A 25,776-nucleotide genomic window follows, 5' to 3' on the forward strand; every position below is an offset into this window, starting at 1 on the left:
GGCGCGGTGGGCGGCGCGGTGGACGAGTCGGCGGTCCTGGAGGCGGTCAGGCGCAACGTCCTGGCGGTCGTGCCGGACCTCGACCCCGAGCTGATCACGCCGGATCGGTCCCTGGCCGACCTCGGCTGCAACAGCATCGACCGGGCGGACGTGGCGGCGATGACCGTGGACGACCTCGGCATCACCGTGCCCGTCGCCGAGTTCGGCGGCGTCGCCGACATCGGCGACCTGGTCCGGCTGCTGGTGAGGCACTGCTGATGCCGCCGGGGGTCGTGGTCACCGGGATGGGCGTGGTCAGCGCGATCGGGCGGGACGTGCCGTCCTTCACCGAGGCGCTGCGCGGCGGCCGGACCGGGATCACCGACCCGGCGGGTGCGCGGATCACCGGGTGGTCCTTCCCGGACGAGGTCCACCGCCTGCGCGAGCTGCCCGCGCGGCTGCGCGACCGCGCGACCCGCGTGGCCGCGCGGTCGCCGCTGCCGCTGAGGGTCGCGGTCGTCGCGGCGCTGCAGGCGTGGGCGTCGGCGGAGCTGCACGACCGCCCCCTGCCACCGGAGCGGGTCGGCCTGGTGGTGGCGGGCAGCAACCTGACCGCGCGGTACTGCCACGACGCCCAGGCCGAGTGCGCCACCCGGCCGGGGCGGTTGCGCCCGAGCTTCGCCCTCCGCGCGCTGGACACCGACCACGTCGGCACGCTCAGCGCGGTCCTGGGCACCACGGGCGAGGGCTGCACCGTGGGCGGGGCGTCGGCGTCGGGGTCGGTCGGCCTGGTCGCGGGGGCGCGGCTGGTGTCCTCCGGCGAGGTGGACGCCTGCCTCGTGGTGGGTGCGATGCTGGAACTCGGTCCTCTGGAGCGGCGGGCGCTGACCGCGCTGGGCGCCATGGCGCCGCCGGGAGGCGACCCGACCGCGATGTGCCGCCCCTTCGACGCGGGCCGCCGCGGTTTCGTCCCAGGCGAGGGGAGCGCCTGCCTGGTGCTGGAGTCCGCCGCCACCGCCCGGCGGCGCGGCGTGGCGGCGGTCGCCGCTTTCGCGGGCGGCGTGACCCGCTTGGCGGCCAACAACCTCGCCGATCCCGACGAGGAGGTCGAAGCGGCCGTCATCGCAGGGGCGCTGCGGCGCGCGGGCGTCCGACCGCACGAGCTGTCCTATGTGAACGGTCACGGCTCGGCGTCGCCGCTGGGCGACGCGACGGAGGTCCGCGCGCTGAGGGCCGCCCTGGGGGTGGATTTCCGCGTGCCCGTGGTCAACTCCACCAAAGGGCTGACCGGGCACTGCCTGACCGCCGCGGGCGTGGTGGAGGCGGTGGCCGCGGTCGTGCAGCTCGACGGGGGTTTCGCCCATCCCAACGCCAACCTCGACCACCCGATCGACCCGGAGGTGCGGTTCGCGGGCCCTGTGGCCCGGTCGATGCCGGTCGAGGTGGCTCTGTCCAGCAGTTTCGGTTTCGGCGGGTTCAACTCGGCGGTCGTGTTCACCAGGCCGGCCGGGTGAGTCGCGCAGGCGTCACGGGAGGAAGAGATGTCGGACCAGTTGCAGCCGATGCCGGAGGACTGGGAGCGGGCCCTGGCGGTGGTGGCCCACCCCGACGACATCGAGTTCGGGGCGGCCGCCGCGGTGGCGGCGTGGACGGAGGCGGGCAAGGCCGTCCACTACTTGCTGCTGACCAGGGGCGAGGCGGGCATCGACGGGGTCGAGCCCGCCGAGGCGGCCCGGCTGCGGGAGCAGGAGCAGCGCGCCAGCGCCGCACTGGTCGGGGTCAAGGACGTGGAGTTCCTCGACCACCCCGACGGGGTGCTGGAGTACGGGGTGGCGCTGCGCCGCGACATCACCGCCGCGCTGCGCAAGCACCGGCCGGACCTGGTCATCGGGTTCAACCACCACGAGCTGACCATCAGCGGGAAGTGGAACTCGCCGGACCACCGCAACGCGGGCCGCGCGCTGATCGACGCGGTGGGCGACGCGGGCAACCGGTGGGTGTTCCCCGACGCGGGCCCGTCGCCGTGGCACGTGCGCTACGTCGCCATCGCGCAGTCGCCGCACCCCACCCACGCGGTTGACGTCACCGACACCCTGGAGGCGGGCATCGCCTCGCTGGAGGCGCACCGCAGCTACCTCGCCGGGCTCAACCCCCCGATCACCGACGTGCGCGGTCCGATGACCGGGTTCGCCCGGCAGGTGGGGAAGAGGTTCGGCGACCGCCCCGCCATCGCCCTGGAGCTCTACGCGCGGTGAAACGTGAGCGCTTGTGCCGGGGATCGGCACAAGCGCTCACGGGTCCGCGCGGTCCCCACTCAGAGGTCGGGGTCCTCGACGTAGTCGGCGATCCGGCGCTCGTGCACCGCCAGCGGCCACGGACCGGTGGCCTCGACCAGCCGGATGTCGCGGAACCGCTTGAGGAAGTAGCCGACCCTGGAGCGGGTGGTGCCGACGAGGCCACCCAGCTCCTCGTGGGTGATCCGGTGGGGGAGCAGCAGCAGCTCGCCGCGCCGCACGCCGAGCTTGCGGCCCAGGCGCAGCAGAGTGGCCGCCAGCCTGCGCTCGCTGTCCAGCGTAACGAAAAGGGAAATCGTTTTCTGTTGCTGGGCGATGCGGTCGGCCAGGTAGCGCAGCACCTCCGCCCGCAGGGAGCCGTCGGACAGTGAATCCACGAAATGATCGCGGCGCACCGTGCGGAGCACGGTGGGCAACATCGCGGTGGCCGTTTCGGTTCGCCCGCGGCCGAGCAGGCAGGACTCCCCGATCAAGTCGCCCGCGGTGTGGATGTCGAGCAGGCAGAATTTCCCGACGGCGGAGTAGGTCATCGTTTTGACGCACCCGGATTCGATGGTGTAGAGCGCATCGCCCGGTTCGCCGCAGTTGTAGAGGCTGTCGTGCTGCGGCAGTCGGAGCGTCGGCGTGGGCAGGCCCGTGGCGCGCAGTCGTTCGGCCAACCTCCCGGCGGGGGTCCGCGTCGGTCGTTGCGCGGGGGCGCACCCGGCCAGCCGCTCGGGCGCCACCCTGGGCAGCGGCACGCCGGGGAGCGTCCCGTCGTCAGTCGGGTCGGGGGTGAACGACTCCAGGTGGTCGAGTCGGCCGACGACGTGCATGTCGCCGCACCGCAGGGAATTCTGCGGATAGGACTCCAGGGTGAGCGAGGCCGTCGTACCCCTGGAGCCGGGGAGCAGGTGCATCAGGAAGCCGCCGTCGCGGTCCTCCCGGCCGGGCTGTTGCTGCAGACATCGCGGTTCCATCGCTGGTATTTCCCCCATGTGTGCGGCGGAGATGAGGTTGCCAACGGCAGACGGAACCTCTACCGATTTCGCAACCTGGTCTGCAAGAATTTTCCGGTAGATTCCCCAAAAATGGGCTCCCCCATGGCTACCACTCCGTATTGGCCGATGTCAACGACCCGACGCGCGTTGGGCGGTTTGCGACGTTCGCTCATCCGCAGTCAATCCCCGGTGCGGGTGGGTAGTACCTCCAGAACTCTGTTGGTACTGTTCCGCTCGGTATCCGACACGTAACTGGAGGTAGTTCTACGATGACTGCAGTGGGGCGGTTGGCCGCGGTGACCCTGGACTGCGCCGACGCCAAGAACCTCGCGGCCTTCTACCGCGGCCTGACTGGCTTGGAGATCGTGCACAACGACGACGACGGGTGTTACCTGTCCGGGCCGGAGGGCGGGGTGGCCATCGCCATCCAGCGGGTGGCCGACTACCGCCCGCCGCAGTGGCCCACCCAGGACGTGCCGCAGCAGATCCACCTCGACATCGACGTCGCCGACCTCGACGAGGCGGAGCGGCAGGTGCTGGAGCTGGGCGGCACCAAGCCGGAGCCCCAGCCGAACGCGGAGCGCTGGCGCGTGATGCTGGACCCGGCCGGGCACCCGTTCTGCCTGGCGCGCTTCGGCGGCAGCTGACCCCGCGCGGCGGGCCGCGCGCTCGTCGTCGCGTGCTCACCGTTGATGTGCTCACTGTTGAGCTGCCCGCCTCCGGCGGTCGCCCTACCTTGCCAGTCGACCGGAACCGCACGAGGTCAGGAGAGACTGGTGGGCACACAGGCGAAGAGCGGGTTCGAGGTGCTGACGTGGGAGCAGAACCCGCTGGACGGCGACGGCGTCATGGTCACCCGCACCACGTCGCGCCACCGGCTGACCGGTGACGTCGACGGCGAGGCCATGGCGGAGTTCCTCATGGCGCACCCGACCGAGTCCGAGGCCGAGATCGTCGGGCTGTTCCGGGTCACCGGGGCCGTCGGCGGCCGGTTCGGCTCGTTCGTGCTGCGGGCCCACCTGACCTTCAGCGGGGGCGCGGTGCAGGGCGAGCTCGCCGTGGTCTCCGGATCGGGCACCAACGAGCTGAGCGGGCTGTCGGGATCGGGCGAGTACCGGTCGGAGGGCACGCGGGTGGGCGCGATCACCCTGGAGTACGACATCGCCTGAGCCGTCCGGCGCGCCACGGCCACGGCCACGTCCAGTCGAGGAGGCCACCCACCGTGAGCGGGAAGCCCATCACCACCCGCGCGCTCAACCGGGCGCTGCTGGCCCGCCAGGGCCTGCTGGAGCCGTTGGCGCTGCCGGTCGTGGCGGCCGTCGAGGCGATCGGCGCCATCCAGGCCCAGTCGTGGGCCGCGCCGCCGGTCGCGCTGTGGTCCCGGCTCGCGGGCTTCCGCGCGGAGGACCTGCACGCCGCCCTCGCCGGGGGCGAGCTGGTCGCGGGCACGCTGCTGCGCGCGACCCTGCACGTGGTCAGCGCCGCCCAGCACCCGGACTACGCCGTGGTGGCCGAGCGGTCCGGCGCGTGCGACTGGCGGCGGGCGAAGGGCGAGCCGCATCCCGACTCGGCGGCCCTGCGCCCGGCGGTGGCGGCCTTCGCCGCCGACGAGCCGCGGTCGGTCGAGGAGATCTCGGCCTTCGCCGAGCAGTGGGCCGCCGCCCGGCCGGGTGTCGTGGGGGCGGAGGAGCTGGCGTTCCAGCGCGAGCACAAGTGGCGACCGCTGCGCACCGGGCCCTTCCTGGTGCGGGTTCCCGGTGACGGCCGGTGGGCCAAGGAGCCCAAGCACTACCGCGCGGCGCCACCGGTCGGGCAGCGCGCCACCGAGGCCGCGCTGGACGCCGTGGTGAGCCACCACCTGCGGGCCTTCGGGCCCGCCACGGTCGAGGACGTCGCGTACTGGACGGGCTGGAGCACACCGGGTGTCCGCGAGTCCCTGGAGCGGCTCGGGGACACCCTGGTGCGCTTCACCGACGAGGCGGGCAGGCAGGTGCACGACCTCGTGGACGCGCCGCGCCCCGACGAGGGGGTGCGCGTCGGGCCCCGTTTCCTGGCCGCGTTCGACAGCGCGCTGCTGGCCTACCACGCGCAGCGCCGCGAGCGCGTCCTGCCCGAGGCGCACCGCGACGCGGTCTCGGTGCGGGCCAACCTCCAGATCAAGCCGACGTTCCTGCTGGACGGCGTGGTGGCGGGCCTGTGGTCCTCGACGGCCAAGCGCCGCACGGCGGTGCTGACGCTGACCCCGTTCGCCGCGGTCAAGGCCGCCGACCGCCGGGCGCTGACCGCGCAGGGCGAGCGGCTGCTGGAGTTCCTGCACCCCGGCTGCGCCGAGCGCGAGGTCGTGCTCGCGGGCTGAGCGGCCGCGACCCACCTGATCAGTGTTGAGCAGCACGGGAACCGGCGCGCGAGCAAGCTCGTGGCCATGGCTCAGGAAGACGTTCGACCCGCGATCGAATTCCCGACGTGGCCGCAGATGGGGCCGGAGGAAGCGGAGGCCGCCCGCGAGGCGGTCGCCGCCAACCAGATGTCCCAGCTGGTCGGCCGCAGGCTCGTCGAGGAGTTCGAGGAGAAGCTCGCAGCGCACCACGGCGTGCGGCACGCCGTGGCGGTCAACACGGGCACCAGCGCAGTGCACCTGGCCCTGGCATCGCTGGGGGTCGGCGAGGGCGACGAGGTCATCGTGCCCGCGCACACGTTCGTCGCATCGGCCAGCCCGGTGCTCTACCAGGGCGCCACGCCGGTGTTCGCCGACGTCCGGGCCACCGACTACTGCCTGGACCCCGAAGAGGTCGAGCGCCGGGTGACCCCGCGCACCCGCGCCGTGGTGGCGGTGCACCTCAACGGCTGCGCGGCCCCCCTGGCCGAACTGCGCGAGGTCTGCGACCGCCGCGGCGTCGCCCTGGTCGAGGACGCCGCCCAGGCGCACTGCACCCGCTACGACGGCAAGCCGGTCGGTGGCTTCGGCGCGCTGGGGTGCCTCAGCTTCTGGCAGGACAAGATCATCACCACCGCGGGCGAGGGCGGCGCGGTGCTGACCGACGACGACGCGCTGGCCGAGTCGGTGCGGCTGCTGCGCAGCCACGGGGAGGAGCCGGTGGCGGGCCCCCGGCGGCTCTACCACCACTCGGTGCTGGGGTACAACTACCGGCTCACCGCGCCGCAGGCCGCGGTGGGCTCGGTCCAGATGGGACGCATCGCCGAGTACGACGAGCGCCGCAGGCGCAACAGCGACCTGCTGGCGCGGCTGCTGGCCGACGTGCCGGGCGTGCTGCTGCCGCAGCCGTCCCCGGCCGCGGACCCCTGCTGGTGGAAGTACACGTGCGTGCTCGACCGCCAGCGGACCGGGATGACCGCGGCCGAGTTCACCGGCAGGCTGCTCGCCGAGGGCTACCCGGTGCTGCCGCGCTACCCGATCCCGCTGCACCGGCAGCCGGTGTTCGCCAAGGTGGTGAACACCAGCGACTCCTTCCCGGTGGCGGACATGCTGTCCGAGCAGGCCTTCTCGCTGCCGGTGCACCCCGCCATCACCGACCGGCACGTCGAGGCGATCGTCTCGGCCATCGCGCGGACGATCGCCTCGGGCGCCTGACCGACCGGTTCCCGGTGCCCCACCGCGCGGCGGGGCACCGGGAAGCTCGCGGATCAGGGCGTTCCCGCCCCGCTCTCCAGCCAGCGGCACTCGGCCGCGGTCAACCGCACCTCCACGCCCGCGAGCGCGGTCCGCAGCTCGTCGGTCGAGCGCGGGCCGATGATCGGGTACGCCGGGAACGGCTGCGCGAGCACGTAGGCCAACGCGATGTTGATGACCTCGACCGAGTGGCGCCGGGCCAGGACCGCCGCGCGCTCGCGCCGCTCGCGGTTGGCGGGGGTGTCCCAGCACCGCACCATGTTCGGGTCCAGCAGCGCGGGGTCCACGCCGGAGAAGAATCCCCGCGCCTGCGAGGACCACGGGAACAGCGCCGTCCTGGTGGCGGCGAGGTGCTCCCGCCCCGCCCGGTCCACCGCGACGCAGCCGGGGTACAGCGGCTCCACGGGCTCGGCGAGCGAGAAGTGGTTGCTCAGCGCCGTGAAGCCCTGCCCGGACACGCGGGCGGCGTGCTCGTCGGCCGCCCGCACCCGCTCCACGCTCCAGTTCGACCCGCCGTAGCAGCGGATGCGCCCGGCACGCACCTCGGCTTCCAGCGCGTCGACGAACTCGTCCACCGGCACCTCCGGGTCGTCCCGGTGCAGCAGGTAGACGTCCAAGTGGTCGGTGCCCAGGCGGTCCAGGGACTCGGTGAGCTGCGGCCCGATCGCCTCGGGGCGGCAGTCCGGCGGGTGCGCCCCCTTGCCCACGATCACCACCTCCTCGCGCACGCCCCGCTCGGCGAGCCACGCGCCGACCGTCACCTCGGACCGGCCGCCACCGTAGACGTGGGCGCTGTCCAGGCAGTTGCCCCCGGCCTCCAGGTACGCGTCCAGCAGGGCGTACGCGCCGGCGTCGCGGCACCCCGAGGTGCCCAGCACGCAGCGCGACACCTTCAACGGCACGTGCGGCACATCGCCGTGGATCATCGGACCGCCTCCCTCAACGCCTCGACCGCCGCCGCGGGGGACGGCTGGGCCATGACCTCGTCCCGCAGCGCCCGCGCCGCCGCGGGGTACTGCGGCTTGGTGAGCACCTCGTCGACCGCCGCCCGGACCGCGCCCTCGCTGCCCGCCACCGCGGGGACCGGGACGACGGCGCCGGTGTGCGCGAACCGCTCGGCGTTGAACGGCTGGTCCGCGATCGCCGCGGCGACCACCTGCGGGACCCCGTAGTAGGCGGCGGACATCGCGGTGCCCGCGCCGCCCTGGTGCACGATCGCCGAACAGCCGCCCAGCAGCGCGTGCAGCGGCACCAGCTCGGCGAACCGGGCGTTGGCGGGCAGGTCGGTCAGCTCGGCGCGCTGCGCGGGCGTGCCCGCGACGACCACCTCGGCGTCCGCGCCGGACAGCTCGCGCAGCAGCTCGGGCAGCAGGACCGAGTCCTGGTTGCGCAGGTTGCGGGTGAGCAGCCCCATGGTGACGCAGACCCTGGGGCGCCGCGGCGGCTCGACCGTCCACCGGGGAGCCTCGGCCGGTCCGTTGTAGGGGATGTAGCGCATCCGCAGCCCGTCCACGCCGGGCAGCTGCGCGCTCGGCGGGCAGGTGTCCAGCAGCGCCGTCCCGCCCCACTCGGCCCCCGCGCCGCCGGGTTCGGCGCCGAAGCGGCCGTACAGGTCGGACAGCCAGCGGTCGCGCCCGCCGGGGTCGGCCTCCTCGGCGGCGCGCCCCAGCCGGGTCAGCAGGTCCGGGCCGTAGAGGAACCGCGCGCTGGGCACCCCCGTCAGCCGGGCCGCGATCGGGCCCCCGAAGGTCATCCAGTCCCAGACGACCAGGTCCGGTCGCCACGCCCGGCAGAAGTCGGTCAGGTCGGGAGCCATCGCGTCGGCCAGATCGGTGATCCGGGTGGTGGTGTTGCGCCACATCCGCCGGTAGTCCGGCACTGACCCCGGCGGGGGCAGCTGGTCGACCGGCTGCACCCGGTCGCGGGCCCGCGCCGACAGGAAGTCCACGTCCTCGCCGACCGCGACCGCGGTCAGGCCGGTGCTGCGGATGGCCTCGACGAGCGCGGGCTGGCTCGCCACCCGGACCTCGTGGCCCGCCGCGCAGAAGGCCCAGCCCAGCGGCACCATGTGGTACATGTGCGTGGCCCACGCCCAGCTGGTCAGCAGTATTCGCATGACCGCGATGGTCGCCGCGCTCCCGCTCCGGTTCTGCTCAATCGGGCGCAGTGCCGACGCCGCTCAGCTTTGAGCAGTCCGCCCCCCGACCGCTGCCTAACCTGCCGGACGTCGGCTGGTGCGAGCACAGCGGTACGGGGAGGAACGGCGTGACCGATCTGCTGAACACCGAGGAGCTCGAGAGGCTCATCGCCGCCGCGGGCGGACCGGACCGCGCGCTGGACGAGGTGGTGACCGAGCTGGGCGCGGACCGGGTGAACCGGGTGCTGGTCGACGAGATCGCCTTCCGCGCCGACCTGCCGGACGTGGACCGGCTCACCGAGGTGGGCCTGGACGTCGAGCACGGCGGCGCGACGACCTCGTTCACGTTCACGGTGCGGCCGCACGAGCCGGTGCGGGTGTCGGAGGGGGTCGGCGACCGGATCGCCCAGAGCGTCGCGTACTCCTGCGCGGACCTGGTCCGCGAGCTGTTCGGCAGCGCGCGCGAGCACTACGCGAGCAGGCGGGCGCTCAAGTCCCGCTTCGAGGTGGCCAACATCCCCGGCAAGAACCGGCCCTCGCTGGAATCGGTCCTGGCCATGCAGAAGGCCACCGCGGCGGTGCTGAGCGGCATCGACTCCCGCCCACCGGACCTGGGGGCGCTGGCCGCCAGGTACTACTCGGACAAGTGGGGCGGGCTGCACTGGTTCACGCCCCACTACGAACGGCACCTGCGCGGCCTGCGCGACGAGCCGGTGCGGGTGCTGGAGATCGGCATCGGGGGCTTCCAGGGGGCCGAGTCCGGCGGGGGTTCGCTGAACATGTGGCGGCGCTACTTCGCGCGCGGCCTGGTGTTCGGCGTGGACCTGTTCGACAAGTCGCCGTTGGACAGGCCGCGCGTGACGACCCTGCGAGGAGACCAGAACGACCCCGCCACGCTGACGGAGATCGCGCGCCGCCACGGCCCCTTCGACGTGGTCATCGACGACGGGAGCCACGTCAACGAGCACATCCTCACCTCGTTCGCCGCGCTGTTCCCGCACGTGCGCACCGGGGGCCTGTACGTCATCGAGGATCTGTGGACCTCGTACCTGTCGGGCTACGGCGGCGACGACTCCACCACCGCCGGACCGCGAACCGGCCTGGGACTGGTCAAGCGGCTCGTCGACGCGCTGCACCACGAGGAGCACCCGCCCGCCCTGCGCGGCGAGCGGTTCGCCGAGGGGGCGGGCATCGCCGGGCTGCACGTGTACCGCAACATCGCCTTCATCGACAAGGGCGTCAACCTCGACGGCGGAATCCCCTTGTACATCCCGAGAAAGGCCTTCGCGCCGAACGCGGGCGCGGCAGGAGGTCCGACTTCCTCATCCGGGTGACCACCCTGGTATACCATCCGGTGACTCTGAGTGATCATGTGGGGGCCGCCGCGAAGCTCGCACCGCGTGCCCGCGCACCAGTTGAGGAGGCGATGTCGATGGGGCGGACCGGACCGGGCACGACAGCGGAGGGGGTCGGTGGGCCGCTGTCGCCGCGGGTGCGCTCGATGGCCACCGCGGGCGCGCTGATCGCGGTCGTCCTCGCCTCAGTGGACGTCATGATCGTGGCCACCGCCATGCCGGACATCATCGACGAGCTGGGCGGCCTGGAGCTGTACCCGTGGGTCGGGGTGTCCTACGGCGTGGTGGCCGCGGCGTTCATCCCGGTGGCGGGCAAGCTCGGCGACATGTTCGGCCGCAAGCCGTTCATCCTCGCGGGCCTGCTGGCCTTCGTGCTCTCGTCGCTGCTGGCCGCCGTGGCGCGGGACATGGGGGTGCTCGTCGCGGGCCGCACCCTGCAGGGCGTCGGCGCGGCCGTGCTGACCGCGAACGTCTTCGCCCTGCTGGGGGAGATGTACTCGGCCGAGCGGCGGGCGCAGGTGCAGGGCGTGTTCTTCAGCGCCTCGGGGTTCAGCATGGTGATCGGGCCGCCGCTGGGCGGCCTGCTCACCGACGCCCTCGGCTGGCGGTGGATCTTCTACATCAACGCCCCGCTGTGCGCGCTGGCGTTCGTCGCCATGCTCGGGATACCGCTGGCGCGGTCGGCGGCCAGTTGGCGCGACATCGACTTCCTCGGCGTGCTCACGCTGCTGTGCGGCATCGGCCCGCTCCTGGCGGCGGTCTCCCTGGCGGGGGAGGGGCGTTCCTGGGGCGCGCCCGAAGTGCTCGTGCCGCTGGTCGCGGGTGTGCTCGTGCTCGTGCTGTTCTACCTGGTCGAGACCCGCGTGGCCACCCACCCGGTGCTGGACTTCAGCCTGTTCCGGGTCAACCAGGTCGCGGTGCTGTCGGTGGTGGCGTTCTTCTCGTCGTTCGCGATGGCCGCCACCACCTTCTACGTCCCCCTGCTCTACCAGGGCGTGCTCGGGGTCAGCGCCACCGCGTCCGGCGGCCTGCTGATCCCGATCGCGGCCGCGATGATGCTGGTCCCGCCGGTCGTGGGCAAGCTGCTCCCGTCGGTGCCGAGGTACCGCTTCCTGGGCACCGCGGCCTTCGCCGCGATGGTCGGCGGGCTGCTGCTGCTGACCCTGGTGGACCCCGGCAGCGGAGGAGTGCTGCCGGTGGTCGCGATGGTCCTGGTGGGCATCGGCATCGGAGTGTCGTTCCCGCTGGCGACCACGGTGGTGCAGAGCGCCGTCCCCCCGGAGCGGCTCGGCGTCGGCACCAGCCTGGTCCAGTTCTGGCGGACCGTCGCGGCGCCGGTGTCCATCGCCGTGCTCGGCGCCTTCCTGGGCAGCGGTGTCCAGGCCGACGGGACCACCGCCGTGCCACCGGCCGAGCTGGCGGGCGCGATGCACCAGGTGTTCCTGGTCGGGGCCGTGCTGACCGCCATCGGCCTGGTGGCCACCCTGCTGCTCAGCGAGGTGCCGCTCAAGGCGCCGCCCAAACCCGGCAAGTGAGCAAGCCGCCGTCGGCGTGTCGGCCCCGAGCCGCGGTCGGCGCGCCGACGTGGGAAGGAAACCAATGGACAACGGGGTGCAGCTCTACCTGGACCTGCTCAAGAAGACGCTGACCAACGTCATCTACGAGGACCCGTCGAACCCCGCCTACCCCACCGGGCCCGCCGACCCGCGGCCGCACGGGGACTACGACCCGACCCGCCGCGCAGGCGGTGAGGACTGGCCGCTGACCGCGCACACCATGGTGGGGCTGAAGCGGTTGGACAACGTCCAGGAGTGCGTGGAGCGGGTGCTGGCGGACAACGTGCCCGGCGATCTGATCGAAACGGGGGTCTGGCGCGGCGGCGTGTGCATCTTCATGCGCGGGGTCCTCAAGGCGCACGGGGTGCACGACCGGACGGTGTGGGTGGCGGACTCGTTCCAGGGGATGCCGCAGGTCGGCCCCGAGGGCAGGCCGCGCGACCACCGGATGAAGATGCACGAGTTCAACGATGTGCTGGGCATCCCCCTGGAGCAGGTGCGGGAGAACTTCCGGCGCTACGACCTGCTCGACGAGTCGGTGAAGTTCCTGCCGGGCTGGTTCCGCGACACGATGCCCACCGCCCCGGTGGAGCGGCTCGCGGTGCTGCGCTTGGACGGCGACCTCTACGAGTCCACCATGGACGTCCTGGAGAACCTGTACCCCAAGCTGTCCGTCGGCGGTTACGTCATCATCGACGACTACGGCCTGCGCACGTGCGCGGAAGCGGTGCACGACTACCGCGACGCCCACGGCATCACCGAGGAGATCGTCACTGTCGACAAGTTCGGCGTGTACTGGCGCCGCACCTCCTGACCCGCGCGCAATTGTGGGCGGTGGCCCGGCTCCGGTCTCCCTAGCGTCGTTCCCGTCCAGCCAGTCGGACGGGGAGGACAGCGGAGATGACCCACGCCCGGACCACGGCCACCATGTCCCGGCTCGTCCACTCGCTGCTCGCGCGGCAGCCCGACTCGGTCGCGCTGGTCGTCGACGGCGAGCGCGCCCTGACCAGGGGGCAGTGGGCGAGCGGGGCCGCCCGGATCGCGGGCGGACTGGTCGCCAGGGGAGTGCGCCCCGGTGACCGGATCGCCGTGCTGTGCGGGCACGGCGACTGGATCGACCACGTGGTGGCGGTGATGGGCGTGCACCTCGCGGGCGGCGCGGTGGTCACCCTGTCACCCGACCTGCCGGAGGAGGAGCTGGCGCGGCGGCTTGACCGCTGCGGCGTGACCGGTCTGGTCCACACCGCGGCGGTCCAGCCGCCCACCTCCCCCGGTTGGACCGCTCTGACGTCCGAAGTGGACGGTGAGCCGATCGGCCTGCCGGTCGAGGTGGACCCCCGCGAGATCGCGGAGATCCTGCACACCTCCGGCACGACCGGGCAGGCCAAGGCGGTGGCGGTCAGCCATGCCAACCTGACCCACGGCCGCGGGGCGCGCGGCGCGTTCCTCGGCGACAACCCGCGACTGCTGTGCGCCGTGCCGATCGGGACCAACGCCGGGCACAGCGCCACCATGCTGGCGCTGACCTCCTCCGGCGAGACCCACGTGCTCAGCGATCCAGATCCGGCTTCGGCGGCGCGGGCCATCGCCCGCTCGCGGATCGGCGCCGCCGTCGTGTCGCCGTGGGCGATCCAGCGCTGGCTCGCCGACGACGTGCCGAACCGGTGCGACCTCGGCGCGCTGCGCGTCCTGATGCTCGGCTCGACCGCCGTCCCGATGGCGACGATCAGCGCCCTGTCGCGCGCGCTGCCGGACGTGCGGGTGCTCCTGGGCTACGGGTCGACCGAGGCGGTGCCCGCGTCCGTGCACCACGCGCTGGCCGCCTGGAACGAGCACGCGGACCCGGCCTACCACCGGCTCCCGCGCACCGCGTCCCAGGGCAGGCCCGCGGCGGGCACCGAGGTCTCGGTGGTCGACGAGCGCGGCGAACCGGTGCCGCCGGGCGTCGTCGGCGAGATCCGCCTGCGGACCACCGCACCGCAGCGCTGGTACCTGGGCGACCCCGACCGCAACCGGGAGGTGTTCGCGGACGGGTGGACCAGGATGGGCGACTACGGCTCGCTGGACGAGGACGGCCACCTCCACTTCTTCGACCGGATTCCCGACGCGATCCGCACCGCGGGCGCGCTGGTGTCCTCCGCGCGGGTCGAGAACGCCCTGCTGTGGCACCCGAACGTGGTCGAAGCCGCGGCGTTCGGCATCCCCGACATCGAGGCGGGCCACCTGGTGGCCGCGGCGGTGGTGCTCGACTCCCCGGTGCCGGAGGGGGACCTGCTGGACTTCGCGCGGTCGGAGCTCACGGGCGCCGAGGTGCCCGTGCGCGTCTTCGTCGTCGACTCGCTGCCGCGGGGCGACAACGGCAAGCCGCTCAAGCGCGTGCTGCGCGTGCGGTTCGCGGACGGGTGAGGAGGAACGACATGCGGGTGCGGGTCGACGTGAACAGGTGCGTCGCGTCCGGTCAGTGCGTGGTGGCCGCGGCCGGGGCGTTCACCCAGTCCGAGCAGGAGGGCACCGTGGTGCTCCTCGTCGCGGAACCGCCGCCGGAGCTGCGGGCCGCCGTGCGCGAAGCGGCGTCGCTGTGCCCCTCGGGGGCGATCACCGTCAAGGGCTGACCCTCAGCCCTTGACCAGCACGGTGAGCGGCACGCGCCAGGACTGCTGCCTGGCCCGCTGGGGGTCGGGCAGCGCCCGCAACGCCGCGATGACCGGCTCGACCACCCGGACCCAGGTGGCGTCGTCGACCCGCCACAGGTACGGGTACTGCTTGCCGGTCAACGCTTTCGCGAAGTCCTCGGGGCTGAACGCCGTCTCGTACGGCCCGGCCCACGACTGCGCGACCACCCGCAACCCCGCGGCCGCCGCCGCCGCGGCCACGCCTTCGGGACTGTCCGGACGCGCCCGCAGCGGTTCCAGCGCAGCCATCGCCTCGCTCACCGGGTCGGGGTCGCTGACCGTGTTGCCGTGCAGAGCGACCAACCGACCGCCGGGGCGCAGCACGCGGGCGGCCTCCGAGATCGCTGCACCCATGTCGCTCACCACGTGCAGCACGTGGGCGCACACGACGTTGGGCAGGCAGCCGTCCGCGACCGGGAGCGCCACGGCGTCCGCGCGCGCCACCGCGCCGGGGAACCGGTCGCCCGCTTCGCGCAGCATCTCGGCCGAGATGTCGACGCCGACCACGGGGTGCCCGAACTCCCGCAGCCCTGCCGCGACGGCGCCGGTGCCGATGCCGACCTCCAGCACCGCACCGGGCACCAGGTGGCGGGCGATGATGGCCGCGGCGGTCTGGCCGCGCTCCAACCCGCCCCGCGAGTTGTCGTACTGCTTGGCGATCCGGTCGAACGACGATGATTGCGCCACAGCGACAGCTTAGTGCGTCCGAGGTGGATGGTCACCGGTTCGACCAGAGGGCAACCGCACTGCTCGCGGCCGTCGCCGATGCGCAGTATCGGCTTGCGGGACAACGAGAAGCCTCTCACCGCCGGGACCCGCCGGGTGGGTCGATGCCCGCGAGCCGGGTCTGCGTCCCGTGGTGCAGGTGGAAGCGCTCGAACGCCAACGGGTCGACCGCGGCCGGATCGTCGAGCAGGGCGATCACCGCCGCGCCGCTGGCCGTGCGGCGGACCGTCGCGTCGATCCCCGGCGGCAACGGCGGCATCCGCCGGTACAGCTCGGCGGTGACGTAGGTCCACCACCCCATCCGCTCGGGCCTGCGGCCGGGTGGTGGGGGAGCGTCGGAGACGGGCTTGGTCAGCGACGGGTACACCTGCTCCAGCGACCACTCGTCCTCGACCCGCCCGAACAGCGCTCCCGTCCGCTCCGCGACGGCCACCCACAACTCGGTCAGGCCGCCGTGCAGCCGCCGGTAGGGCTCCGCCTCGGGAACGGGGGACCGCCAGGTCCAGCAGGAGTCCAGCGACAGGACGACGGCGCTCGTCTCCGGGTCCGTCGCCAGCCAGATGTCCACCCCTTCGGAGTTCCACAGGTTCGTGGCGATCGTCCCCGCGGCCAACCCTGCGACCAGTTCGCGGTGGTCCAGCAGCAGTAGGTCGCCCTCCCGCTGGAAGCCGTTGATCGCCCCGTCCGGCCGGTGCGGTGACAGTCCCGCGTTCCCCGCGAGCGCCAGCACCGTCTCGACCAGGTCGGCGGTCAACGAGCCGGGCGGCAGGGACAACGACCACCACCAGTCAGAACCCACGGCCGGTCATTGTGCCCCAGGAGGCGCTCACCGGTTCATCGCGGAGCCACGGCTCGGGGTGGCGGCCCGATCGGCTCAACCGAGCGGTCGGAGCGCGGGCGTTTCCCCCGGTTCCCAGCAGGTGAACGCCGAAACGCAAGATCGCGGCCGGAAGGTACGGTCCGTCGCGCAAGCCCTGATGGGGCTCATCGGGGGAGCTGTCGTCTGCTCGACGAGCAGGGAGGGAGACCAACTGTGCGTCGTCCTGTGTCCGGCACCGCTGTCGCCGCGCTCGCGCTGACCGGCCTCATGGTGCTGAGCGCCTGCGCGAAGGACTCCGGCGGCACCACCGCGGCGACCGGCGTCGTCGGAGCCGGTTGCGAGTTCGCGACCCCGCCCGCCGCGCCAGCCGCCGCGACCACCAGCGCCGCGGGTCGCCGGGAGGCCGAGGGCGAGCAGGTGGACGGGAGCGCGCTGAAGATCGGCTTGGCCTACGACATCGGTGGTCGTGGTGACGCCTCGTTCAACGACCTCGCCGCCGCCGGGTTCGACCGGGCGATCCAGGACATGGGGGTGCGCAAGGAGAACACCCGCGAGGTCTCCGCCGCCCCGGCCGAGGACGAGTCGGTGAAGCAGTCCCGGCTGCGCCAGCTCGCGCGCGAGGGCTTCGACCCGATCGTCGGCGTCGGTTTCGCCTACACCGAGGCGCTGCGGGTCGTCGCGCCGGAGTTCCCCGACGTCCGGTTCGGTCTGGTGGACTCGGCGGTGGAGGGCGCGGCCAACGTCACGCCGCTGGTCTTCGCCGAGCAGGAGGGGGCGTTCCTGGCGGGCGTCGTGGCCGCGTACCAGAGCAAGAAGTGCCACGTCGGTTTCGTCGGCGGCGTCGACATCCCGCTGATCCGGAAGTTCGAGGCCGGTTACACCCAGGGCGCGAGGGCCGCCGCGCCGAAGGTCGTGGTCGACAAGAAGTACATCACGCCCGCCACCGACTTCAGCGGCTTCCAGGACCCGGCGAAGGGCCTGGAGACCGCGAAGGGGCTCATCGCCGAGGGCGCGGACGTCCTCTACCCGGCCGCGGGTGCTTCCGGCATCGGGGTCTTCTCCGCGGTGAAGCAGGCGGGCGTGCTGGCGGTCGGGTGCGACGCCGACCAGTACAACCAGCCGTCGCTGGCGGACAGCAGGGACGTCATCGTCGCGTCCAGCCTCAAGCGCGTCGACGTGGCGGTCTACGACTTCTTCAAGGCCGCCGCGAGGAACGACCTGGCTTCGCTGCCGAAGGTCTTCGACCTCAAGGTCGACGGTGTCGGCTACGCCACCTCCGGTGGCAGGATCGACGCGAAGCTGCAGGGCATCCTCGAAGGGTTCAAGGCCCAGATCATCCAGGGCTCGATCAAGGTCGCGGACAAGCCGTAGCCGCCGTGGACCAGCCGCTCAGCGCCACGCTCGTCGTCGACGACGGCACCGGGATCGCCTACCACCGCTGGGAGCCTGACCCCGGCACCGACCCGGACCCGGTGCCGGTCGTGCTCCAGCACGGCTTCGCCGCCAACACCGCGGTCGAGTGGGCCGACCGCGGCACGGTGGCCGCCTTCACCGCCGCCGGGCGCGGCGTCGTGGGGGTCGACGCCCGCGGCCACGGCCGGTCCGGGAAATCGCCCGACCCGGCCCGTTACGGCGAGCGCCGCATGGCCCGCGACCTGCGCGCGGTCATCGCCGCTCTGGGCGTGCCCGCCGTGGACCTCGTCGGCTACTCGATGGGCGCGGTCGTCGCCCTCCTGACCGCCGCCGAGGAACCCGCCGTGCGCAGGCTGGTCATCGGCGGCGTCGGCGCCGGAGTCGTCGAACTCGGCGGCGTCGACACCCGCGTGCTGCCCAACGACGTGCTGTCCCTGGCCCTCCTCGCCGACGCCCCCGGCACCCTGCCGCCCGAGGTCGCGGCCATGCGCGCGTTCGCCGAGACGGTGGGGGCCGACCTGCCCTCCCTGGCCGCGCAGGCCCGCTCCGCGCACCGGGGGCGCATCGACCTGGCCGCCATCGCCGCTGCGACCCTCGTCATCGCCGGTGACGTCGATCCGCTGGCGCAACGCCCGCACGTCCTCGCCGACGCCATCCCCGACGCCCGCCTCCGCCTGCTGCCGGGAGACCACGGCGTCGTGGGCAGCCCGGCCTTCCGGGCCGCGGCCGTCGACTTCCTGCGGGGTTGACGCCCGCCCAAGCCCCCGGCGCGACCGGCTCCCACCGGACGGGACGGGCTCGCGCCTGATCGCTCCAGCGGTTGACAAGAATGATTTCGATCAATATGGGAGCGCATTTTCCGCGTGGTGTGGCGCACGTTGCTTGACTTATTTGAAGAGCGCCGGTTTTACTGCCTCCGCACGTTGTCCTACCGGCTGGTAGGTGATCTCCGTGCTAATGGTACGAGGGCAGGCGCGCCCATTCCCCGTTGTGCTCGACATCTTTGTCGCGCGCACCGGTGGGTGCCGCCTGCGGTAAACCGGGGAGTCCGGAATGGCCCTGTTCGACCGCCGCCACCGCGTCCGCCACCGGCTTGCGCGCCGCAGCCGGGGCGGCATACTGCTCAGCGTCGTGGCCGGTGTCGCGGCGGCGCTGCTGGCCGCGCCGTCGGGCGCGACCAGCGCCGTCGAGTCCTCGGCGGGCGGAGGCGGAGCGGTGAAGTCCTTCTGGCTGCACTGGAACGGCACCCCGGTGTCGGACGAGGTGCTGGCCACCGAAGCGCGCAGGCGCGCCTACATCGTGCTCAACGCCTGGGAAGGCGCGCTGGTCCCGAAGCTGAAGGCGGCGAACCCGGAAGTCCAGGTGTTCGTCTACAAGGACCTGTCCTCCACGCGCAGCTACGCCTGCCGCGGCGGCGTGGACGACGCGCAGCTGCCCACCGGCGTCGGGTACTGCCAGGCCGAGCGGGAGCACCCCGAGTGGTTCCTGCTCGACCAGGGCGGTCGCCGGTTCGAGTACAGCGGCTACGCCGGGCACTGGCAGATGGACGTCGGCAACCCCGCCTACCAGGACGCCTGGGCCGCCAACGTGGTCGGCAGCAGCAAGGCCGCCGGGTTCGACGGCGTGCTGATGGACAACGCGCTGTTCCCGTGCGACGCCTACCACGAAGGGGTCTGCCCGGCGAAGTACCCGACCGACGCGGCCTTCCAGGACGCCTACGAGTCGATGCTGGCGGGCACCCGCGACCGGTTCACCGCGGCCGGGTTGAAGACGGTGGCCAACCTGTCCAACGCCCGGCTGCACGCGGGCGCCTGGGACGCCTACACCGAGCACCTCGACGGCGGGTTCGACGAGTGGTGGCTGACCTTCGACGACACCAACCTGCTCTCGGAGTACCCCGAGGGCTGGAGCAGGCAGGTCGACCAGATCGCCGCCAACGAGGCCCGCGGCAAGATCACCTGGGTGCAGCCCCACCACAGCGCGGGCGCGGAGCGGCCCCGCCGGTACGCGCTGGCCAGCTACCTGATGGCCGCCGGTGACCGGACCGCGATCGCCGGCGTGGAGCGGACCGACGGCTACGGCGACCCCTCGCCGTGGCACGCCGAGTACGACTGGGACCTCGGCACGCCGACCGGGCCCTACCGGTCGGTGGCCGCGAACGTCTTCCGCCGCGACTTCTCCTGCGGCACGGTCCTGGTCAACGCCAACCGCACGGACAGCCCGCCGACCACCGTGCGGCTGGAGCAGGGGCAGGTCGACGAGCGCGGCGCGACGGTCTCCTCGGTCTCGCTGGCGGGCACCTCCGGGGCCATCCTCCGCAAGCCCTGCTGACCGGGGTTCCGGCGGCGGGCACCACCCGCCGCCGGGACACCCCGGATCTCCCTGCTGCTCCTGCGGTCAGTCGCGCACGTGCAGCCTGAAACCCGTGCGGCCCGCGGGCTCCAGCCCCTCCTTCAGCTGCAGCGAGGGGATCTCGTAGTCACCGGAGTTCTGCCGCCGGAACGCGATCGGCTCGGTCGACTCCAGGGTGAGCAGGCGCTGCTCCCACGCCTTGGCCGCGTCGGCGTACTCGTCGGCGGTCATCCGGTCCACGGCGTAGAGGACGAACGGCGGCAGCACCTCGATGCCGGGGTGGTAGAGGATGCCGTGCTGGATCGGGAACAGCAGGTCGTCGATGGGGCCGTTGATCCCGCGAGGGGCGTAGTGCGCCTCCGGGCCGCCGGTGGTCACCACCAGCATGCCCCGCCGACCCGCCAGGGTGCCTTCGCCGAAGCGCTCGCCGTACCGGGTGTCGCTGTGCTCGCCGACGCCGTAGGCGAAGTGGCAGGTGAACACCCGGTCCACCCAGCCCTTGAGGATCGCGGGCATCGTGTACCACCACAGCGGGAACTGGAGGATGATCGTGTCGGCCCACAGCAGCTTCTCCTGCTCGGCGAGCACGTCCGGGGTGAGCGCCCCGGCGTCGAAGGCCCGGCCCGAGTCGCTGTTGATCTTCAACGGGCTCGAAGCGTAGGGACCGTAGTCCGCGGCGTCCACGACCGCCTTCCAGTTCATCGCGTACAGATCGCTCACCCGCACCTCGTGCCCGGCGGACTCCAGTGTGGACACCGCGAGGTCCTTCAACGAGCCGTTGAGCGACTTCGGCTCGGGGTGGGCGTAGACGATCAGCACCTTCATGGGAACTCCTCAAGATCGGGTGCTCCCGATCCTGGGCGTCGCGGCACCCGGTGTTCAGGGACGCTTCCACCGTCGGACGGGACTTCCTGGTAATGGCAGGACCACCTTCGCCCGCGCCACCGGGGCCATACTGGTGGGCATGGACGATCTCGCGGGCTTCCTGCGGACCAGGCGTTCACGGGTCGACCCGGCGACGGTCGGCATCCCCACCGACCGGCGTCGCCGGGTCGCGGGGCTGCGCCGCGAGGAGGTCGCGCACCTGTCCGGTGTCAGCGTCGACTACTACGTGCGCTTGGAGCAGGGCCGCGCGACCCAGCCCTCCGAGCAGGTCCTCGACGCGCTGGCAGGCGTTCTCGGTCTCGACGAGACCGAACGCGAGCACCTGCACCGGCTCTCCCGGCAGCGCCACCGCCGCGCAAAGGTGCCGAGCGGACGAGTCAGGCCGGAGCTGCTGCGCGTGCTCGACCTGGTCGCGGGCGCACCCGCGATGATCATGGACTACCGCTTGCAGGTGCTCGCGGGCAACCACATGGCCCGCCTGCTGTTCGGCAAGCCGATACCGGGCCTGAACATCGCCCGGCACGTCTTCCTCGAAGAGGGCCCGCACGGCCTCTACGCGGACTGGGAGCACTGCACCCTCGACGCGGTCGGGCACCTGCGCCTGGCCGCGGGCAAGTACCCCGAGGACCCCCGGCTCACCTCGCTCGTCGGCGAGCTGGCCATGGGCAGCGAGCGCTTCCGCCGCCTCTGGGCGCGCGCGGACGTCCGCGCTCGCACGCACGGCCGCAAGCGCTACCGGCACCCGTTGGTCGGGCGGCTGGAACTGCACCAGGAGAACTTCGCGCTGCCGGATGAATCGGGCGTGGAACTGGTCGTGCTGTCCGCGCCTCCCGGCAGCCCCGCCGAGGACGGGCTGCGTCTGCTCGCGAGCCTGGGGGCGGACAGCGGTGACGTGCAGCAGGCGGTGAACGCCCAGGTCCGCGAGTAGTCCCGGCGACATCCAGCGCCCGCGAATCGACACGCGAAAGCGGATGTTCCACGTCGGGCACACTTGCGCCGTGATGTTGCACGATCTTGGGGCGGCGGTGCGCAGGTTGCGCGAGAACGCGGAGCCCAGCGCGATCGGACTGCCGGGCGGTGGACGGCGGGTCCGCGGGTTGCGGCGGGAGGAGCTCGCCGAGCTGGCCGGGGTGTCGGCGGACTACGTGCGGCGGTTGGAGCAGGGGCGCAGGCACCCGTCCGCCGGCGTGGTGAACGCCATCGCCCGCGCGCTGCGGTTGGAGCGGGCGGAGTACGAGCGGCTGTGCGCCCTGGCCGGGTACGCCGCGGCCGACGGACAGGTGCCGAGCGAGGCCGGGGTGGCCGCGCTGCGGCTGCTGGAGCGGTTCGCGGACACCCCCGCGTTCCTGGTCGACGCGGCGTGGAACGCGGTCGCGGTCAACGCCACGTGGGCAGCGCTGGGCTGCGGAGCGCCGACCGGGCACGCCCTGGACTGGAACATCGCGTGGCGCACGTTCCGCAACCCGCTCGGCGGGATCAGCCGGACCGAGGAGCACGCGGTGGGTTTCCAGGCGATGCTCGCCGCCCGGCTGCGCGACACGTCCTTGCGCTATCCCGCTGACCAGCGACTCGCCGAACTCGTTGACGAGCTGCGGAGCGAGAGCAGGCCGTTCGACGCCCTGTGGCGCGCCTCCAGACCGGTCGCGGGCTACGACAACCGCGCCGTGTTCCGCCATCCGGACGGCGAAGCCATCACGCTGGACGGCAACCTGCTCGAAGTGCCGGAGGACGACCTGATGCTGGTGGTCCTCACCGCGGCACCGGGCTCGGCCGACGCGGCGCGGCTGGGCGAGGTCGTCAGCGCCTCCGACGAGCAGCCCGTCATCAGGGTGGGCCAAGCCGGCCCAGGCTGACTGAGCCGGTGGGAGCAATCCTCTGAGCACCCGTCGGATCATCGGCGGCGAGCCGAGCGGGCAGGAGGAGTGCGCATTGGGCAGGACCGGGCTGGCGGACCGGTTGGCGGCGGCGCGGGCCGTCGCGCTGGTGGGCAGGGGGCCGGAGCGGGCGGTGCTCGACCGGATGGTGTCGGGAGCGGCGGACGCCCCGGTGGTGGCCTACCTGCACGGCCCCGGCGGCATCGGCAAGTCCTCGCTGGTGCGCTACGCCGCGCGGCAGGCGGAACTCGCGGGCCGCAGCGTGGTGCACGTCGACGCTCGCTTCCTCGACGGGAACCCGCGGCATCTGGAGGAAGCCGCCGCCCTGGCCTGCGTCGAGCCCGGCACGGCTCTGCTCGTGGACTCCTTCGAGCAGGGCGGGCGACTCGAGCCGTGGCTGCGCGACACCTTCCTGCTCCGGCTCGCCGAGGGCGCGCTGGTCGTGCTCGCGGGGCGGGGCGCCCCCGACGCCGACTGGTCGCTGGACCCCGGCTGGGCGCGGCTGTTCGCCGACCTGGCACTGCGCCCCCTCGACCCCGCCGAGGCCGACGCCCTGCTCGCCGCCCGCGGTGTCGCCGCCGAGCAGCGGGCCGCCTTCGTGGCCTTCGCCGGGGGCAGCCCGCTCGCGCTCTCCCTCGCCGCGTCCGCGCCCCCGGCGACACCGGGCGCGCCGTGGGGGCCCACCGGGGACGCGCTGACGACCCTGGTGCAGCGGTTGGTGGGGGACCTGCCGAGCGCCGCGCACCGGCGCGCCCTGGAGGTCGTCGCCCAGTCCTACGTCACGCGCGAACCACTGCTGCGCGCGGTGCTGGGCGATGAGGACAGCGCGGCGGTGTTCCCCTGGCTGCGCCGGCTGCCCTACATCGAGGCCACCCCTGAAGGGCTGCAGCCGCACGACGCGGTGCGGGCGACCCTGGAGGCCGACCTGCGCTGGCGCGACCCCGAGCGCTACGACGACGTGCGCGTGCGCGTCTCGGTCGCGTGCTTGCAGGCGGTGCGCCGCGCCTCCGAGGAGGATGCGCTGCCGCGTGTCGCGGAGTGGATGTTCCTCTTCCGCGACCGCGACGGCCCGGACGCCCTGTACGACTGGCGGGCGCATCCCCACGTCGAGGACACCCCGCTGCGACCCGGCGACGTGCCCGACGTCCTGCGCATGGCCGAGGAGGCGGAGGGGCCGACGTCGGCGGTCGCGGTCGCGCACTGGGCGCGCCGCCAGCCGGGGGCCTTCCGCGTCTACCGCTACGCGGGTTCGTCCGCGCCGGTGGCGTTCATGGCGATGCTGCGGCTGGAGGCGCCGCTGCCCGAGGACCGGGCCGCGGACCCGGTGATCGCGCGGCTGTGGGAGCACGTGGGGGCGAGCGGCGCGCTGAGGCAGGGCGAACACCTGGGCATCCGCCGCTTCGCGGTGCAACCGGGTTGGCACCAGCGTCCCTCACCCCTGATGGACCTCATCAGCAGGCGCACCATCGCGGAGGAGATGAGGACCCGCGGGCGCGCGCTGACCTTCACCGTGTTCCAGGACGCCGAGCGGTGGCGCCGCTACCTCGCCGACGCCGGGCTGCACGAGATCGTCGCGGTGCATCTCGACGGGCGCGAGCAGCACGTCTTCGGTCGGGACTGGCGGCGGCAGACGGTGGAGCAGTGGGTGGAGCACCGGGCCCGCGCCGCGACCGCGCCCGTGGTCGCGTGGTCCGCGTCCGCCGCCCCCGGTGACGAGCTGCCGCGTTCGGCGTTCGAGGCGGGCGTGGTCGAGGCGCTGCGCACGTGGCGCGCTCCCCGCGAGTTCGCGACCAGCGTCCTGCTGCGCTCGCGCCTGGTGCCGCGGGGTTCGGCCGACCCGGTCGCGGACCTGCGCGGCACCATCACGACCGCCCTCGACGCCCTGCGGGTCGATCCCGCGGGCGTCAAGGCCTACGAAGCGCTCACCACCACCTACATCTCGGCGTCCCGCACCCAAAAGGCAGCCGCCCGACGGCTCGGGGTGCCCTACGGCACCTACCGGCGCCACCTGGCGCTGGCCAGGCAACGGCTCGTCGAGCAGTTGCTGCGGCGGCAGGTCGAGGCGCTCGCGCCTTCTCCGCCGACCTCGTCGAAGACACCCGAGGACGCACCGGAGATGTAGACCTTCGCAGGAGGGCGAGGTCTCTGGTTCCGGAGAGCACGGGCAGCGGCAGTGCCCACCTGTGCCCGCGAGCGCCCGCCCCGGCCCAGCCGGGCGCGCTCGGCGCGGGCGTTCACGGACCGGGCGGTGGCGCGCGGTGCGGGCAGTGTTGAGCGCGGGTGAGCACCACAGGGCGCGGGGATCGAGCAGTGGTGTGGCGCAGGGTCGTCGGTGCTGGTCGCGCGCGGAGGTGACCGGCATCACTTGCTTCAAATTCGAAGCAAGATTACAGTAGTCCCAGTTGCTTCAAATTCGAAGCAACTTCCCCCGAGAACGAGAGCGAGCCCCGAGATGAAGGCAGTGCGCTTCCACGAGTACGGCGAGCCCGAGGTCCTGCGCTTCGAGGACGCCGAGCAGCCCGCCCCCGGTGCCGGGCAGGTCCGCATCCGCGTGGCCGCGACGTCGTTCAACCCCATCGACGCCGGTGTTCGCGCGGGCAGCAGGCGCGACGTCATGCCGGTGGCCCTGCCGCACACCCCCGGTCGCGACGTGGCGGGCGCGGTCGACGCGCTGGGCGAGGGCGTGCACGGCCTGGAAGTGGGTGACCAGGTCGTCGGCTTCCTGCCGATGATGGAGGACGGCGCTGCCGCGGAGCACATCGTGATGTCGGCCGAACTCCTGACGCCTGCGCCGAAGCGCGTCCCGCTGGCCGACGCCGCCGCGCTGCCGTTGGTGGGCCTGACCGCGTGGCAGGCGCTGTTCGACCACGGCGGGCTGGCGGCCGGGCAGCGCGTGCTGATCAACGGCGCGGGCGGCGCGGTCGGCGGCTACGCGGTGCAGCTGGCCAAGTGGGCCGGTGCGCACGTGATCGCCACGGCCAGTCCGCGCAGCGGCAAGAGCGTCCGGGACTGGGGGGCCGACGAGGTCGTCGACCACACCGCCACCGAGGTGGTCGAGGCGGTGGGCGAGCCGGTCGACCTCGTGCTCAACCTCGCGCCGATCAC

25 protein-coding genes are annotated in these 25,776 nt (G+C 73.1%); 19 read left to right on the forward strand and 6 right to left on the reverse strand.

The genetic code is table 11. The features are described 5' to 3' along the window. Positions 1–6 precede the first annotated feature (6 nt). The 3 genes from IEZ00_RS34055 to IEZ00_RS34065 are packed head-to-tail and all read left to right on the forward strand — an operon-like array spanning position 7 to position 2,234. Positions 7–258, forward strand: coding sequence for a phosphopantetheine-binding protein (locus IEZ00_RS34055; protein WP_189223370.1), 252 nt, complete (start codon positions 7–9; stop codon positions 256–258). Beyond that, entirely contained in the window at positions 258–1,493 is a 1,236-nt protein-coding gene (locus IEZ00_RS34060; protein WP_189223371.1) for a beta-ketoacyl synthase N-terminal-like domain-containing protein, read from the forward strand. Before IEZ00_RS34055 ends, IEZ00_RS34060 begins: the two co-directional genes overlap by 1 nt. 27 nt (positions 1,494–1,520) lie before the next feature. Then, a complete protein-coding gene (locus tag IEZ00_RS34065; RefSeq protein ID WP_189223372.1) occupies positions 1,521–2,234 on the forward strand; it encodes a PIG-L deacetylase family protein in 714 nt (237 codons plus the stop codon). 59 nt (positions 2,235–2,293) lie between these two features. Here the strand turns inward: IEZ00_RS34065 and IEZ00_RS34070 are convergent, their stop codons facing one another. Next, positions 2,294–3,232: a Crp/Fnr family transcriptional regulator gene (locus tag IEZ00_RS34070; protein ID WP_189223373.1), complete on the reverse strand. Its 939-nt coding sequence runs from the start codon at positions 3,230–3,232 to the stop codon at positions 2,294–2,296. Between the two features lie 290 nt (positions 3,233–3,522). Here IEZ00_RS34070 and IEZ00_RS34075 point away from each other — a divergent pair, with 290 nt between their 5' ends. From IEZ00_RS34075 to IEZ00_RS34090, 4 genes are all read left to right on the forward strand, one after another. Beyond that, positions 3,523–3,900: a VOC family protein gene (locus IEZ00_RS34075; RefSeq protein WP_189223374.1), complete on the forward strand. Its 378-nt coding sequence runs from the start codon at positions 3,523–3,525 to the stop codon at positions 3,898–3,900. A gap of 129 nt (positions 3,901–4,029) precedes the next feature. Then, positions 4,030–4,422, forward strand: coding sequence for a DUF3224 domain-containing protein (locus IEZ00_RS34080; RefSeq protein ID WP_189223375.1), 393 nt, complete (start codon positions 4,030–4,032; stop codon positions 4,420–4,422). A 53-nt stretch (positions 4,423–4,475) separates the two neighbouring features. Continuing rightward, the gene (locus tag IEZ00_RS34085; RefSeq protein ID WP_189223376.1) at positions 4,476–5,609 is read left to right on the forward strand and encodes a winged helix DNA-binding domain-containing protein; all 1,134 of its coding nucleotides are present in this window, start codon (positions 4,476–4,478) and stop codon (positions 5,607–5,609) included. Positions 5,610–5,675: 66 nt separating this feature from the next. After that, complete coding sequence (locus tag IEZ00_RS34090) at positions 5,676–6,842, forward strand: DegT/DnrJ/EryC1/StrS family aminotransferase (RefSeq protein WP_189223377.1); 1,167 nt, start codon at positions 5,676–5,678, stop codon at positions 6,840–6,842. Positions 6,843–6,895: 53 nt separating this feature from the next. Here the strand turns inward: IEZ00_RS34090 and IEZ00_RS34095 are convergent, their stop codons facing one another. Next, positions 6,896–7,807 (reverse strand): aldo/keto reductase, encoded by a 912-nt coding sequence (locus IEZ00_RS34095; RefSeq protein WP_189223378.1) that lies wholly within the window; start codon positions 7,805–7,807, stop codon positions 6,896–6,898. After that, positions 7,804–8,997 carry a nucleotide disphospho-sugar-binding domain-containing protein gene (locus tag IEZ00_RS34100; RefSeq protein WP_189223379.1) on the reverse strand — a complete coding sequence of 398 codons (1,194 nt, stop codon included), beginning with the start codon at positions 8,995–8,997 and terminating at the stop codon, positions 7,804–7,806. The genes IEZ00_RS34095 and IEZ00_RS34100 overlap by 4 nt, the downstream gene beginning before the upstream one ends. Before the next feature lie 149 nt (positions 8,998–9,146). Here IEZ00_RS34100 and IEZ00_RS34105 point away from each other — a divergent pair, with 149 nt between their 5' ends. From IEZ00_RS34105 to IEZ00_RS34125, 5 genes are all read left to right on the forward strand, one after another. Continuing rightward, entirely contained in the window at positions 9,147–10,352 is a 1,206-nt protein-coding gene (locus IEZ00_RS34105; protein ID WP_229795527.1) for a class I SAM-dependent methyltransferase, read from the forward strand. 92 nt (positions 10,353–10,444) lie between these two features. Further along, positions 10,445–11,908, forward strand: coding sequence for an MFS transporter (locus tag IEZ00_RS34110; RefSeq protein WP_189223380.1), 1,464 nt, complete (start codon positions 10,445–10,447; stop codon positions 11,906–11,908). A 64-nt stretch (positions 11,909–11,972) separates the two neighbouring features. Continuing rightward, positions 11,973–12,743 carry a TylF/MycF family methyltransferase gene (locus tag IEZ00_RS34115; protein WP_189223381.1) on the forward strand — a complete coding sequence of 257 codons (771 nt, stop codon included), beginning with the start codon at positions 11,973–11,975 and terminating at the stop codon, positions 12,741–12,743. An 86-nt stretch (positions 12,744–12,829) separates the two neighbouring features. Further along, positions 12,830–14,335, forward strand: coding sequence for a class I adenylate-forming enzyme family protein (locus IEZ00_RS34120; protein ID WP_189223382.1), 1,506 nt, complete (start codon positions 12,830–12,832; stop codon positions 14,333–14,335). 11 nt (positions 14,336–14,346) lie between these two features. Continuing rightward, the gene (locus IEZ00_RS34125; RefSeq protein ID WP_189223383.1) at positions 14,347–14,541 is read left to right on the forward strand and encodes a ferredoxin; all 195 of its coding nucleotides are present in this window, start codon (positions 14,347–14,349) and stop codon (positions 14,539–14,541) included. A 3-nt stretch (positions 14,542–14,544) separates the two neighbouring features. On the opposite strand, the gene IEZ00_RS34130 is transcribed toward IEZ00_RS34125, so the two are convergent. Both IEZ00_RS34130 and IEZ00_RS34135 read right to left on the reverse strand, forming a co-directional pair. Beyond that, a complete protein-coding gene (locus IEZ00_RS34130; protein ID WP_189223384.1) occupies positions 14,545–15,288 on the reverse strand; it encodes a class I SAM-dependent methyltransferase in 744 nt (247 codons plus the stop codon). Positions 15,289–15,403: 115 nt separating this feature from the next. Beyond that, entirely contained in the window at positions 15,404–16,126 is a 723-nt protein-coding gene (locus IEZ00_RS34135) for a hypothetical protein (protein WP_189223385.1), read from the reverse strand. Between the two features lie 246 nt (positions 16,127–16,372). On the opposite strand from IEZ00_RS34135, the gene IEZ00_RS34140 reads away from it, so the two are divergent. The 3 genes from IEZ00_RS34140 (at position 16,373) to IEZ00_RS34150 (ending at position 19,891) form a co-directional block, all read left to right on the forward strand. Then, positions 16,373–17,518 carry a BMP family lipoprotein gene (locus IEZ00_RS34140; protein ID WP_189223872.1) on the forward strand — a complete coding sequence of 382 codons (1,146 nt, stop codon included), beginning with the start codon at positions 16,373–16,375 and terminating at the stop codon, positions 17,516–17,518. Positions 17,519–17,523: 5 nt separating this feature from the next. Then, the gene (locus IEZ00_RS34145; protein WP_229795529.1) at positions 17,524–18,309 is read left to right on the forward strand and encodes an alpha/beta fold hydrolase; all 786 of its coding nucleotides are present in this window, start codon (positions 17,524–17,526) and stop codon (positions 18,307–18,309) included. Between the two features lie 304 nt (positions 18,310–18,613). After that, positions 18,614–19,891, forward strand: coding sequence for a putative glycoside hydrolase family 15 protein (locus IEZ00_RS34150; protein ID WP_189223386.1), 1,278 nt, complete (start codon positions 18,614–18,616; stop codon positions 19,889–19,891). Positions 19,892–19,957: 66 nt separating this feature from the next. Here IEZ00_RS34150 and IEZ00_RS34155 read toward each other — a convergent pair whose 3' ends face one another. Further along, entirely contained in the window at positions 19,958–20,737 is a 780-nt protein-coding gene (locus IEZ00_RS34155; protein ID WP_189223387.1) for an NAD(P)H-dependent oxidoreductase, read from the reverse strand. Between the two features lie 139 nt (positions 20,738–20,876). Between IEZ00_RS34155 and IEZ00_RS34160 the strand changes: the two genes are divergently transcribed. The 4 genes from IEZ00_RS34160 to IEZ00_RS34175 all read left to right on the forward strand — a co-directional run. Beyond that, the gene (locus IEZ00_RS34160) at positions 20,877–21,725 is read left to right on the forward strand and encodes a helix-turn-helix transcriptional regulator (RefSeq protein WP_189223388.1); all 849 of its coding nucleotides are present in this window, start codon (positions 20,877–20,879) and stop codon (positions 21,723–21,725) included. Between the two features lie 73 nt (positions 21,726–21,798). Continuing rightward, the gene (locus IEZ00_RS34165; protein ID WP_229795704.1) at positions 21,799–22,650 is read left to right on the forward strand and encodes a helix-turn-helix domain-containing protein; all 852 of its coding nucleotides are present in this window, start codon (positions 21,799–21,801) and stop codon (positions 22,648–22,650) included. A 76-nt stretch (positions 22,651–22,726) separates the two neighbouring features. After that, positions 22,727–24,793, forward strand: coding sequence for an ATP-binding protein (locus IEZ00_RS34170; RefSeq protein ID WP_229795531.1), 2,067 nt, complete (start codon positions 22,727–22,729; stop codon positions 24,791–24,793). A gap of 330 nt (positions 24,794–25,123) precedes the next feature. Continuing rightward, on the forward strand, positions 25,124–25,776 hold a 653-nt coding region (locus IEZ00_RS34175; RefSeq protein WP_189227493.1), incomplete at its 3' end, for an NADP-dependent oxidoreductase.

The organism is Saccharothrix coeruleofusca (assembly GCF_014648515.1).
In the GTDB taxonomy this organism is placed as follows: Bacteria; Actinomycetota; Actinomycetes; order Mycobacteriales; family Pseudonocardiaceae; genus Actinosynnema; species Actinosynnema coeruleofuscum.

Coding starts and splice junctions, on each gene's coding strand:
- IEZ00_RS34120 (WP_189223382.1), top strand. CDS start 12,830: ATGACCCACGCCCGGACCACGGCCACCATGTCCCGGCTCGTCCACTCG.
- IEZ00_RS34125 (WP_189223383.1), top strand. CDS start 14,347: ATGCGGGTGCGGGTCGACGTGAACAGGTGCGTCGCGTCCGGTCAGTGC.
- IEZ00_RS34165 (WP_229795704.1), top strand. CDS start 21,799: ATGTTGCACGATCTTGGGGCGGCGGTGCGCAGGTTGCGCGAGAACGCG.
- IEZ00_RS34075 (WP_189223374.1), top strand. CDS start 3,523: ATGACTGCAGTGGGGCGGTTGGCCGCGGTGACCCTGGACTGCGCCGAC.
- IEZ00_RS34090 (WP_189223377.1), top strand. CDS start 5,676: ATGGCTCAGGAAGACGTTCGACCCGCGATCGAATTCCCGACGTGGCCG.
- IEZ00_RS34110 (WP_189223380.1), top strand. CDS start 10,445: ATGTCGATGGGGCGGACCGGACCGGGCACGACAGCGGAGGGGGTCGGT.
- IEZ00_RS34095 (WP_189223378.1), bottom strand. CDS start 7,807: ATGATCCACGGCGATGTGCCGCACGTGCCGTTGAAGGTGTCGCGCTGC.
- IEZ00_RS34060 (WP_189223371.1), top strand. CDS start 258: ATGCCGCCGGGGGTCGTGGTCACCGGGATGGGCGTGGTCAGCGCGATC.
- IEZ00_RS34115 (WP_189223381.1), top strand. CDS start 11,973: ATGGACAACGGGGTGCAGCTCTACCTGGACCTGCTCAAGAAGACGCTG.
- IEZ00_RS34065 (WP_189223372.1), top strand. CDS start 1,521: ATGTCGGACCAGTTGCAGCCGATGCCGGAGGACTGGGAGCGGGCCCTG.
- IEZ00_RS34100 (WP_189223379.1), bottom strand. CDS start 8,997: ATGCGAATACTGCTGACCAGCTGGGCGTGGGCCACGCACATGTACCAC.
- IEZ00_RS34150 (WP_189223386.1), top strand. CDS start 18,614: ATGGCCCTGTTCGACCGCCGCCACCGCGTCCGCCACCGGCTTGCGCGC.
- IEZ00_RS34155 (WP_189223387.1), bottom strand. CDS start 20,737: ATGAAGGTGCTGATCGTCTACGCCCACCCCGAGCCGAAGTCGCTCAAC.
- IEZ00_RS34070 (WP_189223373.1), bottom strand. CDS start 3,232: ATGGAACCGCGATGTCTGCAGCAACAGCCCGGCCGGGAGGACCGCGAC.
- IEZ00_RS34160 (WP_189223388.1), top strand. CDS start 20,877: ATGGACGATCTCGCGGGCTTCCTGCGGACCAGGCGTTCACGGGTCGAC.